Source organism: Cupriavidus cauae, assembly GCF_026210475.1.
Lineage (GTDB): Bacteria > Pseudomonadota > Gammaproteobacteria > Burkholderiales > Burkholderiaceae > Cupriavidus > Cupriavidus cauae.
This window is the reverse complement of sequence record NZ_CP080294.1, coordinates 1050065-1063019: the sequence shown is the minus strand read 5'-3', so window position 1 is coordinate 1063019 and position 12955 is coordinate 1050065. Positions and strand designations below refer to the sequence as shown.

Annotated in this window: 12 protein-coding genes; 6 read left to right on the top strand and 6 right to left on the bottom strand. The window is 69.2% G+C overall.

Annotated features, from left to right (window positions below; all coding sequences use genetic code 11):
- Window positions 1–9: 9 nt before the first annotated feature.
- A complete protein-coding gene (locus tag KZ686_RS20095) occupies window positions 10–1293 on the bottom strand; it encodes an amidohydrolase/deacetylase family metallohydrolase (RefSeq protein ID WP_265635194.1) in 1284 nt (427 codons plus the stop codon).
- Between KZ686_RS20095 and KZ686_RS20090 the strand changes: the two genes are divergently transcribed.
- From KZ686_RS20090 to KZ686_RS20080, 3 genes are all read left to right on the top strand, one after another.
- Window positions 1271–1666: a hypothetical protein gene (locus KZ686_RS20090; RefSeq protein WP_265635192.1), complete on the top strand. Its 396-nt coding sequence runs from the start codon at window positions 1271–1273 to the stop codon at window positions 1664–1666. The genes KZ686_RS20095 and KZ686_RS20090 overlap by 23 nt on opposite strands.
- Entirely contained in the window at window positions 1663–2181 is a 519-nt protein-coding gene (locus tag KZ686_RS20085) for a MarR family winged helix-turn-helix transcriptional regulator (protein WP_265635190.1), read from the top strand. Before KZ686_RS20090 ends, KZ686_RS20085 begins: the two co-directional genes overlap by 4 nt.
- A gap of 105 nt (window positions 2182–2286) precedes the next feature.
- On the top strand, window positions 2287–3300 hold the full coding sequence (locus KZ686_RS20080; RefSeq protein ID WP_226106888.1) for an MBL fold metallo-hydrolase: 1014 nt from the start codon (window positions 2287–2289) through the stop codon (window positions 3298–3300).
- Window positions 3301–3462: 162 nt separating this feature from the next.
- Here the strand turns inward: KZ686_RS20080 and KZ686_RS20075 are convergent, their stop codons facing one another.
- Window positions 3463–4347 carry a LysR family transcriptional regulator gene (locus KZ686_RS20075; RefSeq protein ID WP_407648616.1) on the bottom strand — a complete coding sequence of 295 codons (885 nt, stop codon included), beginning with the start codon at window positions 4345–4347 and terminating at the stop codon, window positions 3463–3465.
- Between the two features lie 257 nt (window positions 4348–4604).
- Here KZ686_RS20075 and KZ686_RS20070 point away from each other — a divergent pair, with 257 nt between their 5' ends.
- Both KZ686_RS20070 and KZ686_RS20065 read left to right on the top strand, forming a co-directional pair.
- On the top strand, window positions 4605–5048 hold the full coding sequence (locus tag KZ686_RS20070; protein ID WP_150084724.1) for a nucleoside deaminase: 444 nt from the start codon (window positions 4605–4607) through the stop codon (window positions 5046–5048).
- A 5-nt stretch (window positions 5049–5053) separates the two neighbouring features.
- Window positions 5054–6376 (top strand): MFS transporter, encoded by a 1323-nt coding sequence (locus tag KZ686_RS20065; RefSeq protein ID WP_265635185.1) that lies wholly within the window; start codon window positions 5054–5056, stop codon window positions 6374–6376.
- 204 nt (window positions 6377–6580) lie between these two features.
- Here KZ686_RS20065 and KZ686_RS20060 read toward each other — a convergent pair whose 3' ends face one another.
- From KZ686_RS20060 to KZ686_RS20045, 4 genes are all read right to left on the bottom strand, one after another.
- Window positions 6581–7561 carry a tripartite tricarboxylate transporter substrate binding protein gene (locus tag KZ686_RS20060; protein ID WP_150084723.1) on the bottom strand — a complete coding sequence of 327 codons (981 nt, stop codon included), beginning with the start codon at window positions 7559–7561 and terminating at the stop codon, window positions 6581–6583.
- A 72-nt stretch (window positions 7562–7633) separates the two neighbouring features.
- Window positions 7634–8653, bottom strand: a complete 1020-nt coding sequence (locus KZ686_RS20055; RefSeq protein ID WP_265635183.1) for a Bug family tripartite tricarboxylate transporter substrate binding protein — start codon at window positions 8651–8653, stop codon at window positions 7634–7636.
- 129 nt (window positions 8654–8782) lie between these two features.
- Complete coding sequence (iolB, locus tag KZ686_RS20050) at window positions 8783–9613, bottom strand: 5-deoxy-glucuronate isomerase (protein ID WP_265635181.1); 831 nt, start codon at window positions 9611–9613, stop codon at window positions 8783–8785.
- Window positions 9610–11577: a bifunctional 5-dehydro-2-deoxygluconokinase/5-dehydro-2-deoxyphosphogluconate aldolase gene (locus tag KZ686_RS20045; RefSeq protein WP_265635179.1), complete on the bottom strand. Its 1968-nt coding sequence runs from the start codon at window positions 11575–11577 to the stop codon at window positions 9610–9612. Before KZ686_RS20045 ends, iolB begins: the two co-directional genes overlap by 4 nt.
- Before the next feature lie 222 nt (window positions 11578–11799).
- Here KZ686_RS20045 and KZ686_RS20040 point away from each other — a divergent pair, with 222 nt between their 5' ends.
- Window positions 11800–12657: a MurR/RpiR family transcriptional regulator gene (locus KZ686_RS20040; protein WP_149318557.1), complete on the top strand. Its 858-nt coding sequence runs from the start codon at window positions 11800–11802 to the stop codon at window positions 12655–12657.
- Window positions 12658–12955: the final 298 nt, after the last annotated feature.

Sequence of the window (12955 nt, the reverse complement as noted above, 5' to 3'; positions counted from 1 at the left end):
GCGATCTCCCTAGGCGACCTGCGCAATCGGCAGGATGGACGCGGCCGCATCGAAGCGCTGCCCGGCGCGCAGGCAGAACACCGGTTCCAGCATCCGCTCGACCACCACCTGGGTCCCCTCGTTGTCGGCGAGGACCCAGCGGCCACGCAGGTCTTCCAGCACCGAGACGTTGGCCTCGGCACCGACCCGCAGCGTGCCGGCGCCGTCCTTCAGGCCGGCCATGCGTGCCGCATTGACGGTGGCCATGCGCACCACATGGTCCAGTGGCAAACCGAGCGCCAGCATGCTTGTCATCGCCGACACCAGGCTGAAGCGGACGCGGCCGAGGAACATATGGTCCTGGTCCGGATGTTCCGCTGGCGTACCCGCTGGCGCCGGCACGTGCGTGTTGTAGCCGTGCATGTCGGCGCCCAGCGTATCGGGCACGATGCCGGCGTCCAGCACGGTGCGCGCCATCCGGTAGCTGAAGTGCGAGCCGTGACCGACGTCGATCTTCAGGCCGCGCGCCGTGGCCTCGCGCGCCAGCGGGTGCACGGTGCCGTCGCGGTTGACGAAGCCGCCGGGATGGCGGCTGAACGGATGCGCCAGCACATCGCCGGGCTTGAGCATGTCGACCACCTGCTCGAGGATCGTGTCGGGGTCGACCTCATGCTCGGGGTGGCCAGGCATCGGCCACAACTGGCCGAAGTGGACGTAGACCGGCAGCGCTGCCTGACGGCCGATCTCGGCGGACGCACGCATCACCTCGACGCCCCACCGCGCAAACCCGCCGAGCTCGGCATGGGCCTTGATGCCGCGCACCAGGTCGGCGTTGGCCAGCGCGGCCTTCACCGTGGCATCGACATCGACGCATTCGGGCCGATACAGCTCGGCGTAGTAATGGCCTTCGAGCCCGCCGACCAGATAGGCCGACAGGAAGGCGTAGACGCGGCTGCTTGCCGGCTCGGCAACGTAGTGCCGAAAGCCGGGCAGCGTCATGCAGCTCGCGCCGCCCTGGTCGATCAGCGTGGTGACCCCGGAATGCACGCCGCACATGTCCGCGTTCAGCCCGAAGCGTCCGGTCACGTACTGGTACACGTGCGCGTGCGTGTCGATCAGGCCGGGCAGCACCAGCTTGCCGCGGCAGTCGACGACTTCGGCCGCATCGGCGTCGGCAGGCAAGGCCGCCGAGCCGTCGCCGACCGCGGCGATGCAGCCGTTGCGGATCCATACATCGCACACCGCGTCGATGCCGGCGTCCGGATCGATGACGCGGCCTTGCCGAAGAACGATGTCGCGATTGCTTGCAGTCATGCTGGCCTCATGGGGTGAAAACGCTGCCTGCAAAACGCAAGAACTTTGCCAGTGCATGCCGCAGGCCCTGGCCCCGTTGCCGGAAACCCTTGACGGTCAAGGCTTTGCGGTCTTCCGTCGACGCAACGAAATACGGGGTATGCCACTTATCCGGGTCGATTCCGGATGCGCGAGGCTGGTGCCGGCGCACCGGGAATCGGCGTATACGAGCCCAGCGGGCAGCAAACATGCCCCGTTGCTGTGCAATACGGGGCATACCACCTATTCGGCGATAATGGCGGCAACCGAAGCCACGCTGGAACGGCTGCCCCCTGACCTGGCGCCAACCGCCGGCGGCGAAATGCCGTCCGTTTCCGAACACCGCACCGCATGACGACGACCAAACGACCCATCGCCATCCAGACCGAGATCGACGCCGCCCGGCACCGCTCCACGCTGCTGGGGCGCCCCGGCTTCCTGATCCGGCGCCTGCATCAGGTCCACTGCTCGCTGTTCCTCGAGGAGACCGAGGCGTTCGGCATCACGCCCGTCCAATACAGCCTGTTGACGGCACTGGACCAGCACGGCGAACTCGACCAGAACACCGTGGCCCTCGAGGTAGGCCTGGAGCGCACCACGGTGGCCGAAGTCATTCCTCGGCTGGAGGCGCGCGGACTGCTGCAGCGGCGGCAAAGCGAAACCGACCGGCGCGTCAAGCTCGTCAAGCTGACCCGCAAGGGCAAGACACTGGTCAGGAAGATGGAGGCGGCGGTTCAGCGCGCGCACGATCGCACCGTCGACCATCTGCCGCCGGCCGACCGTGAACGGTTCCTGCTGTATCTGATCCGCCTGGTCGAGGCGACCAACGAGCACGGCAGCGTGCCGTATCGGCTGCCGCCAGCGGAGTGACGGCCTGCGGGGAAATGTGACGAGTGATACATTAGCGCCAGCCCGATTTCCGGCTTGTTGTTCCCGTCATTGCGCCAAACAACGTTCTTCCGCATGGAGCGCCGCATGAACCCGTCCCGTTTTGCCCTTCCGCGTCGTGTTCTTCCTCTCGCGCTGGCCGCCGCACTGTCGTGCGCGGCGCTCGCCGGCACGCCGGCCCACGCGCAGGGCGTACCGGCGCAGCAGCAGAATCAGGTGCCCGGCTATTACCGGATGATGCTCGGCGAGTTCGAGATCACCGCACTGTACGACGGCTATATCGATGTCGACCCCAAGCTGCTGCGCAACACCAGCGCGCGCGAGGTGCAAACCCTGCTGGCGCGCATGTTCGTGGAGTCGACTCCCGGCGTGCAGACCGCGGTCAATGGGTTTCTGATCCACACCGGCAAGAATCTGGTGCTGATCGACACCGGCGCCGGCGCCTGCTTCGGCCCCGCGCTGGGCAAGATCGTCGACAACGTTCGCGCCGCCGGCTACGACCCGATGCAGATCGACACCGTGCTGCTGACCCATCTGCATGGCGACCACGCCTGCGGCCTGGCGGTCGACGGCAAGCCGGCGTTCCCGACCGCGACGGTCCATGCGTCGCAGATGGACGCCGACTACTGGCTGTCGCAGGACGTCGCCGACAAGGCCCCGGCCGAGGCCCAGCCCTACTTCAAGATGGCGCGGGATGCGGTCGCCCCGTATCAGGCGGGCGGGCGCTTCCGCACCTTCAAGGCCGGCGACGAGGTCGTGCCGGGCATCGCCGCGGTGGCCGCCTACGGCCATACCCCCGGCCATACCGGCTATCTGTTGCGCTCCGAGAAGAACGGCAAGGCGCAGAGCCTGCTGGTGTGGGGCGACATCGTGCACAGCCATGCGGTGCAGTTCCGCCGGCCGGACGTGGCGATCGAATTCGACGTGGACAGCCGCGCCGCGGTACGCACGCGCAAGCGGCTGTTCAACGATGCCGCGCGCAACAAGCTGTGGGTCGCCGGCATGCATCTGCCCTTCCCCGGCATCGGGCACGTGCGGGCCGACGGCAACGGCTATACGTGGGTGCCGGTCGAGTTCGGGCCGATCCGCACGGATCGCTGATCCGGCTGGCTGAGCCGGCCGGTCATCGGGGTACGCGGCCCGCCAGATATCGCGCTGTTTTTGGCGCGGCTGTTGGCGCTGCTGTTGGCGCTGCTGTTGGCGCTGCTGTTGGCGCTTCTGTTCGCCCTGCTGTTCGGGCTGCTGCTCGCGCCAATCGTGGGGCTACGCATCGCGCGGCTGACCGCGCCGCTGGTCGCGCCGCATCATGGCATCGCACATCGCCTGCAACCGTGCCGCCATGTCCCGCGCCGGCGCCGACGGTTCCGGCCTGGCATGCAGGCTCAACTCGACCGGCGGCACGGCGCCGATCAGCGCCGGCTCGTCCAGCACGCGATGCGCGCGCGTGACCACGCGGCGCGGCAGCAAGCTGATGCCCAGGCCGTCGGCCACCGCCGAACTGAGGCTGGCGAGACTCGCGCTGACGAAGCCGATGCGCCAGCGCCGGCCGCTCGCCTCCAGCGCATGCGTCATCTCCCCGCGATACAGGGCGCCGCCGGGAAAGACCGCCAGCGGCACCGGCTCGCGCCCGAAGGCGGGACGCCGGCGGCTGTCGATCCAGCACAACGGCTCAGGCCAGCTCGCCAGCCCGGCGGCGCTGCCCTCGCGCTGCTTGATCAGCGCCAGATCGAAGTCGCCCTCCTGGAATCCCTGCCATAGCTCGTGGCTCAGGCCGCTGGTGACCTCGAGCCGCACGCCGGGCCACGCGTCGGCGAAATCGGCCAGCACCGGCGTCAGCGTCTGCGCGGCGAAGTCTTCCGGCACGCCGAGCCGGATCTCGCCCTGCACCGCGCTGTCGCGGATCAACGCGACGGCCTCGCCCGACAGCTGCAGGATCCGCCGTGCATAGCCCAGCAGACGTTCGCCCTCGGGCGTCGGCGTGACATAGCGCCCGCCGCGGTCGAGCAGCGCGCAGCCGCACTGTTCCTCGAGCCGGCGCAATTGCTGGCTGACCGTGGACTGGGTCAGATGGACGCGCTCGGCGGCGCGGGTGAAGCTGCCGCTGTCGGCCACGGCGACGAAGCTGCGCAGCAGTTGGGGATCGAGGATGTCGTTCAAGGGGTGGCGTTCGAGGCGGCTATGTGTCCAGGGATTCGGGCAGGGATTGGGCCGGTCTTTGCGGGGTCCTTTGCGCGGGTCCTTTTGCAGGTCCTTTGCGCAGGTCTTTGGCGGGCCCTTTGAGCGGCCCTTTGCCGGGCTATTTGATTTCTCACTGCCCCGCATTCCATCATTTAATTTCCCAATTGCCAAGCGCGCGCGTACAGTCTGGTCCTCTACCCGCAGGCTCTTTTCCGCGAGGCATCCCCATGTCCAACCACGAATCCCTGTTGCGCGAAGCCGTGCATCTGGCGCAGGCCAACCGCGCACGCGGCGGCCGGCCCTTCGGCGCCGTGCTGGCGCGTGAAGGCCAGCTGATCGCCACCGGCGTCAACGGCATCGTCCACAGCCACGATCCGACCAGCCATGCCGAGATGGAGGCGATCCGCGCCGCCAGCCGGCGCCTGCAGAGCCCGGACCTGCGCGGCTGCGCGGTCTATGCCAGCGGCCATCCCTGCCCGATGTGCCTGGCCGCGCTGGTGATCAGCGGCGTGCAGGAGGTCTACTACGCCTTCGACAACAACGACGCCGCGCCCTACGGCCTGTCCAGCGAGGCCACCTACCAGGCGTTGCGGCTGACGCTCGATCCGCCGCCGCTGCCGCTGATCCGCCTCGATGTGGGTGTCACCGCCGATGCGGTCTATGGCCGTTGAGATCCATGGCAGTTGAAGTCCCCACCGGCCGGCGCGGCATCGGCGCGCCGGGCTGGGCACTGGCGGCCATCGTGCTGGCCGGCCTGAACCTGCGTCCCTTCCTGACCGGCATCGGCCCGCTGGCGCCGGTCATCCGCAACAGCACCGGCCTGGACTATCGCGGCATGGCGTGGCTGACGCTGCTGCCGATGGTGCTGATCGGCGTCGGCGCCTGCCTCGCGCCGGCGATGCGCCGATGGCTCGGCGAGCGGCGCGCGGTACTGCTCGCGTTGGCACTGGTCGGCATCGGTTCGCTGTTGCGGCTCGCGTGGCCCGGCGGCACGGCGCTGATCGCCACGGCCGCGCTGTGCGGCCTCGGGACGGCGGCCGCGCAGGCGGCGCTGCCGGCCATCGTCAAGCGCCAGTTTCCGGCACGGATGGCGATGGTGATGGGCCTCTATTCGGCCGCGCTGATGGCGGGCGGCGCGCTCGGCGCGCAGCTGACGCCGTGGATGGCCGGGCTGAGCGGCAGCTGGCATGCGGGGCTGGCGGTGTGGGCGCTGCCCGCATGGGTTGGATGGCTGCTCGCGTGGCGGACGCTGCCCCGCGATGCGGCCGTCGAGCCAGCGATGTCTTGCCGCGACGTCGCCGATGCCAGGGCCAACGCCGACGACGTCTTTGATGCCAGAGCCAAAGCGAACGCGACGGACACCGTTGATGCCAGCGCCAAAGCCAAAGCCGGCCGCCCAACCGCGATTCCGGTGCTGCGCCTGCTCAAGCGCCCACGCACCTGGCTGCTGATGGCCTCGTTCGGCGTGATGAACGGCGGCTATGCCTCCTTGATCGCGTGGCTCGCCGCCTATTACCAGGAGCGCGGCTGGAGCGGTCCGGCCTCGGGCGGCCTGATCGCGGTGATGTCGGTGGCGCAGGCCGTTGCCGCGCTGGCGCTGCCGACGCTGGCGGCCCGCAGCCCGGATCGCCGCGCATGGCTGGCGCTCGCCCTGCAGGCGATCGGCTTCGCCGGCCTGGCCGGATGGCCCGATCTCGCGCCGCCCGCATGGGCCATCATCGGCGGCGCCGGCCTCGGCGGCTGCTTCTCCCTCTACCTGGTGGTCGCGCTGGACCACCTGCCCCGCCCCGAAGACGCCGCCGCGCTCGGCGCGCTGATGCAGGGCGGCGGCTTCCTGCTGGCCGGCTGCGCCCCGTGGCTGGCGGCGGTGTTGCACGACGCAACCGGCAGCTTCGCCACCGCCTGGTGGTACCACCTCGCCGCGGTCGTGCTGGTGATGCTGGCCACCACGCGCTTCGATCCGCGCCGGTATCTGCTGGCGATGCCGAGCCGGGTCTGATGGCTGCCTGCGAAGGCGAAGGCTTCGGTCTTCGCCTTCGGCCACATCGGCGCTCCTTCTTCTCTTTCCGACGCCACCAGTTCGCCCGCATGGCCGCTGCAACGGGGCACACTGCACGACGATGCGTACCCGTTTCTGCGTACCGCAGCCGCGCTGCCGAAGCCGACCGTACCCGTTTCTGCGTAGGCCGGCCCGGACTTCCGATCAGGTCTTGATCCCCAGTTTTTCGATCAGCGCCTTGAAGGTAGCGTTGTCGCGCGCGATCACGCGCTTGAAGGCGGCTTCGTCCAGATAGCCTTCGCCCATGTTCTGCTTGGCCATCGTCTCGCGCAGCGCGGGGTCCTGCATGGTCTTGGCGATGGCGCTGCCCAGGCGGGCGACCACGTCCGGTGGCGTGCCCTTGGGCGCCGCGATGCCGCGCCAGCCGTGAATGACCAGATCGACGTTGCGCTCCTTCAGCGTCGGCACGTTCTCCCAGCCCGCCTTGATGCGCTGCTCCGACATCACCGCCAGCGGGCGGATCTTGCCGGCGGCCACATAGGTCGCGACTTCCACCGGCGTCACCGCCACCGCTTCGATATGTCCGCCGAGCAGGTCGAGCACCGCCGGATTCGCGCCGCGGAACGGCACATGGTTGAAGCGCACGCCGGCCTTGTCCTCCAGCGCGGCGGCGGACAGATGGCCGAGCGAGCCGGGACCGGCATTGCCCACGCGCATCGAATCGGGCTGCTTGCGGGCGGCGGCCAGGAACGCCTCGATGGTCGTGAAGGGCGAATCGGCGCGCACCGCGATGGTGGCCGGGTCCGCGTTCAGGCGCGCGACTGGCGTCATGTCGTCGGCGGTGAATTTGGCCAGACCCAGATGCGGGATCATCGTCAGCTCGACCGTGATCACCGCCAGCCGATAGCCGTCGGGCTTGGCGCTGACCAGATCAGCCCAGCCCACCGCGCCGCTGGCGCCCGACTTGTTCAGGATCACCAGGTTCTGCGGCAGATGCTTGCGTGCGGCCTCGGCGAAGGCGCGCGCAAGCACATCGGTGCCGCCGCCCGCCGCGAACGGCACGATCAGTTCGATCGGGCGCGACGGGTAGGCGCCGCCCTGGGCCAGCGCCGGGCAGGCCGCGGTGGCAGACATCGCAGCGAGCGCGCGCAGCACGGCGCGGCGTTGATGAAGCGGTTCATTCATGACGAAAACTCCGGGGTACGGTAAAGACTGGAGCGAGAGCAGGAGCGAGGAGAGAACCGGCGCAGGCCGCGCTCAATCGAGCCGGATGCCGGCGGCCTTGATCACGCCGGACCACAGCTTCTGCTCGCTGCGCGTGAAATCGCCGAACTCCGCGTCGGACATCGGCATCGGCTGGATGCCAAGCTCCTCGAGCTTGGCGCGCGTGCCCGGATGGCGCAGCGCGGCGACCAGTTCCTGGTTGAGCCGCGCGACGACCGGCTGCGGCAGCTTGGCCGGGCCGACAAAGCCCTGCCATGCATAGGCCTCGAAGCCCGCGAGTTCGGGCAGGCCGGATTCGGCCATGGTCGGCACGTCGGGCAGGATCGGCAGTCGCTGGGGCGTGGCCACGGCCAGCACGCGGATCTTGCCGGCGCGGATCATCGACAGGCTCGGCGGCAAGTCGACGAACATGGTCTGCACCTGGCCGGCCATCAGGTCCTGCAGCGCCGGCGACGAGCCCTTGTAGGGCACGTGCAGGATGTCGGTACGCGTACGCTGCTTGAACAGTTCCAGCGCGACATGCAGCGGCGAGCCGGGCCCCGACGACGCCGAAGAAATGCGCCCCGGCGACTTGCGCACCAGCGCGACGAACTCCTTCAGGTCTTTCGCCGGAAAGGACGGATGCACGGCCAGCACCAGCGGCATCCGGCCCAGTCCGCCGATGAAGGTGAAGTCCTTGCCCGCGTCATAGGTCAGGCTCGAATACATCGCCGGGTTGAAGGCCAGCGTGCCCGAGTCCGCGGTGCCGACCGTATAGCCGTCGGGCGCCGCTCGCGCGATGGCGGTGGCGCCGATGATGCTGGCCGCGCCGGGCCGGTTCTCGACCACCACGGGCTGGCCCAGGTCCTGCCCCATGCGCAGCGCCAGGTTGCGCGCGATCACGTCGGTGGTACCGCCCGGCGCATAGGGCACGATCCATTTGACGGGCTGGCTGGGGAAGGTCTGTGCGCCGGCCGGGGCCACGCAGGCAAACGTCGTGGCCAGTGACGTGGCAAGCGTCGTGGCGAGCGCGGCGAAGGCGCGGGCAATGCCGCGGGGGATGCGGGTCTTCATGGCGATGTCTCCTGTCTTGGCGGGAACTGCGGTGTTCCCTTGTCGTATGGCGAAGCGGGTGCCGCGCGGCGGCGGCGAACAAGCGGGTTCGGCGTTTCAGCGACGTTTGAGCGGCGTTGGCGCGGCGCCTCAGCGCGGCGCCATCAGCCACTCGTGCGCGGGGTCGTTGCGGAAGGCCCAGCGCCGTTCGGGCCCGGCCATCGTGTTCAGGTAATAGAGGTCGTAGCCGTACGGCGCGGTGCAGGGGTGATAGCCGCGCGGCACCAGCACCGCATCGCGATGCTCGACCGCCATCGCCTCGTCCAGACTGCGGTCGTCGGTATAGACGCGCTGGAAGGCAAAACCCTGCGAGGGATCGAGCTGGTGGTAATAGACCTCCTCCAGCGCGGTCTCGGCCATCGGGTCGCTCGCGTCGGCGCTGTCGTGCTTGTGCGGCGGATAGCTGGACGAATGCCCCGCGGGCGTGATCACCTCGACGACCAGCAGCGATTCGGCAGCCTCGCTCTCGGGCAAGATGTCGCAGACATGGCGGGTGTTGGCGCCCTGCCCGCGCACGCTGCGCCGCATCTGCGCGGGCTCGATCACGCGGCACGGCAGGCGGCCCTCGGCCGGTGCGGTACTGAACGCGATCTCCGCCGCATCGCGCGCGATGACCTGCACGTCGCGGCCCGGCGGCACATAGACGGCATACGGCGATTGCTCTTCGAAGACCGACCGGCGGCTGCCCAGCGCGCTGAACCGCTGCGTGCCGACCACCACGTCGACCTGCCCGGACAACACCGTGATGCACAGCTCGCGCGCGCCGGTGGACAACGCTTCGGCCTCGCCGGCGTCGAGCCGGATTGCACGAAAGCCGATATAGCGCCAGCCGGCCGACTGCGGCGTGATGTCGACGATATGGCGGCCCGGCTGGGCCTTGACCAGCAGGCTGCCGGTGTTGCGCATCGACCTCGGATTCATGCTGCCTCCCGTGTGGTGCTGTCGCCCGTGGGCGCGGGCCGGGTGCTGCGCCAGCCTGCAATGAGCCGGCGGAAGTTGGCGGCGACCCTTGCCTGGAAGGCGTCGTCGTCCAGTTCGCGGCGCAGCCACGCAAGACTCGCCTCGGCCCATACCGAGCGGCCGATCATGAAGCCCTTGACCAGCGGCGAGCTGGCTTGCGCGAAGCCATCGAGCAGTTGCTCGAGCGGCTGGTTCAGGCCAAGAATCACCGCCCCGCGGCACCAGGGGTCGCGCTCCTGCACGAGCCGGTCCAGCGCCTGCCATTGCGCTGCCGACATCGCGCCGACCTTCCACCATTCCGGCTTCAGGCCGATGTCGTAGAAGTGGCGGATCGCGCGGACCACCGCTTCGCCCCGGTCATCCGGTGCCAGCGTGTCCTTGGGCGGAATGACCTCGAGCAGCAGCTCGTGGCCGCTGTGGCGGGTCGCTTCCCATACGGCCTGCAGGTAGTCGTCCTGCTCCGCGCGCAGCGCGGCCGGATCGTCCGGGTGATAGAACACCAGGCACTTGACGACCTGCTCGCGCGGCCAGTGCGCCAGCTCGGAAGCGAGCGAGCGCGTGCCGTCGAAGCGCAACGGCCGCGAACCGGGCAGCTCGATCGGGCGGCCCACCCACCAGCCCCGACCGGTGGCCTGATGCAGCGCCGATTCGCCCAGCCGGCCGTCGATCAGCACGCCGATCTTGCCGCCGCAGCCCGGATCGCATTCGACCTCGGCCACCACTTCGTTGATCAGCCGCTTGAGCCGCGGGATCTCGGCCACGTTGGCGCCTGCCGCGCGCGCCAGCTCCTCGAATTGCGAGCGATGGTCGTAGGCCAGCACGTACAGCTCGGGCCACGGTTGGCGCGGCGCCGACACGCGATGCAGATGGGCCAGCGTCGGATCGCGGTCCGGCCGCGGATGCCGATGGCCGGAGAACCAGTGCGCCAGCTCGGCGGGCGTAGGCATCGCCGGCGCGCAGCCGTGCCGCGACACCACGATGGCGCCGCACGCATTGGCGATGGCAGCGGATTCGCGCCAGTCCTTGCCGCGCAGCAGGCCGGCGAGCAGGCCCGAGGCGAAGGCATCGCCGGCGCCGAGCACGTTGAGCACCTCGACCCGCTCGCCCAGCACCGTCAGCGCATCGTCCAGCGTCGGCGGAATCTCGCCGGTGACGATCGTGCAGCCGAGCGGTCCGCGCTTGACCACCAGGGTGGCCTGCGTGCAGGCGCGCACCTGGCGCAGGCTGGCCATCAGGTCGCCTTCGACGCCGCCGGCGATCAGCCATTCCTCCTCGGTGCCGATGATCAGTTCGAACGCGCCGAGCTGCGCCTGCAGGTGGCGGCTGACCTCGGCATTGCCGATATAGCGCGTCTCGCCGTCGCCCTTGCCGGTCAGGCCCCACAGCACCGGGCGGTAGTCGATGTCCAGCACGCGCACCACGCCGTGGCGCCCGGCGATCTCGAGGGCGCGCCGCGAGGCGGCCAGCACGCCGGGCGTGCTCAGATGCGTGCCGGTGATGACCAGGCTGCGGCAGCGGGCCAGAAAGGCGGCGTCGATGGCCTCGGCATCCAGCGCCATGTCGGCGCAGTTCTCCCGCGCGAACAGCAGCGGGAAGGTGTCCTGGTCCTTGATGCCCAGGAGTACCATGCCGGTCAGCCGCGCGGCGTCGATCTGCACCCGGCTGACGTCGCAGCCCTCGCGGCGCAGCGTGTCGAGCAGGAAGCGCCCGTTCTGCTCGTTGCCGACGCGCGAAATCATCGCCGAGCGCAAGCCGAGCCGCGCGGTGCCGAAGGCGATATTGGCCGACGAGCCGCCCAGGTATTTGGCGAAGGTGCTGGCCGCCTCGAGGCTGCAGCCGATCTGCTGCGCATAGAGATCGACCGCCAGCCGGCCAAGGCAGGCCACATCGAAATCGCGCTGATCGGGAAATGGGAGGGTGCGCATGGAGGTGCTGTCTCTGTCTGCTGTCTTGTCTTGTCTTGGTCGCTGCCGTGGATCGGGACCGAGCGGCTGCGCCAGCGATGGAAGCGATGATAGCGCGAGAATAGAAAATTTGTTCTGTTTTTTGTTGTGTGAGAAAATAAATTCCAATTCAATGCCTGTCTCTCCACATGCGGCCTGCACGATGCTGCCGCCGGAGAGGCAGCGCGGCGGCACCGAACACCGATGAGCGAATCCCTTCCCTACGCAGACGCCGATCAATTCCTGGCCGCCGTGCGCGCCGGCTTCCCACAACTGAGCAAGCAGCTCAAGGCGATCGCGCAGTACGTCGAGAGCCATCGCGAGCAGCTGGTGCTCGACGGCGTCAACGAGTCGGCCCGCCATTGCGGCGTGCAGCCTTCGGCCATGGTCCGCTTCGCCAAGCATTTCGGACTGTCGGGGTATTCGCAGATGCAGGCGCTGTTCCGCGCCGCGGCGGCCCGGCAGCTGGCGCCCAATCGGGACTATCGCGACCGGCTGCGCGCGCTGATCGGCAGCAAGGGCGGTCCGCTGGCGCCGGCGGACATCGCGCACGAGGTCATCGCGGGCAGCCTCGACAGCCTCGAGGCCCTGCAGCGCGAGGTCGACGGCGAACGCTTCGGCCAGGCCGTCGAGATGCTGGTCGAGGCGCCGTCGATCTGGCTGGTGGCATCGCGACGGGCTTTCCCGGTGGGCGCCTACCTCGCCTACGCGCTGCAGCACACCAGCAAGCCGATCCAGTGGCTCAATGGCCTTGGGCATATGCAGCAGGGCCAGCTGCGCGCCATCCAGCCGGGCGACGTGATGATCGCGGTCTCGTTCGCGCCCTATGCCGAGGAAACGCTGGCGTGCGTCCGGACCGCCGCCGCGCAGGGCGCGCGCATCGTCGCACTGAGCGACAGCGCGCTCGGCCCGCTGGCCGAACACGCCAGCGTGCTGCTGCAGGTCCAGGACGGCGCGACCTTCGGCTTCCGCTCGCTGACCAGCACGCTGTGCCTGGCGCAATCGCTGTTCCTCGCGGTCGCCTACCGGCTCGAGATCGAGTACACCAGCACGGCGCACTGACGCGCCCACGGCGGGTTCCCCGGCTGATTGGCTGATTCCCTGGCCGATTCAACGGCCGACTTACTGGCTGTTCCCTGGCCTGTTCGCTGACCTGTTCGCTGGCCGATTTGCTCGCCGATTCGCTGGCCAATTCGCAGGCTCGGCGTGCCGATCGGCATGCCGCCCTGCCCGCATTCATTTCCGATGTAACGCCACATTACGCACGCGCAACGCGGCGCGGCGATTCCACACGCGTTCATCCTGGCGAAAAAGCCTTGCCGCGCAAGGAGATACGCCAATCGACGCCGTCGCTCGACGC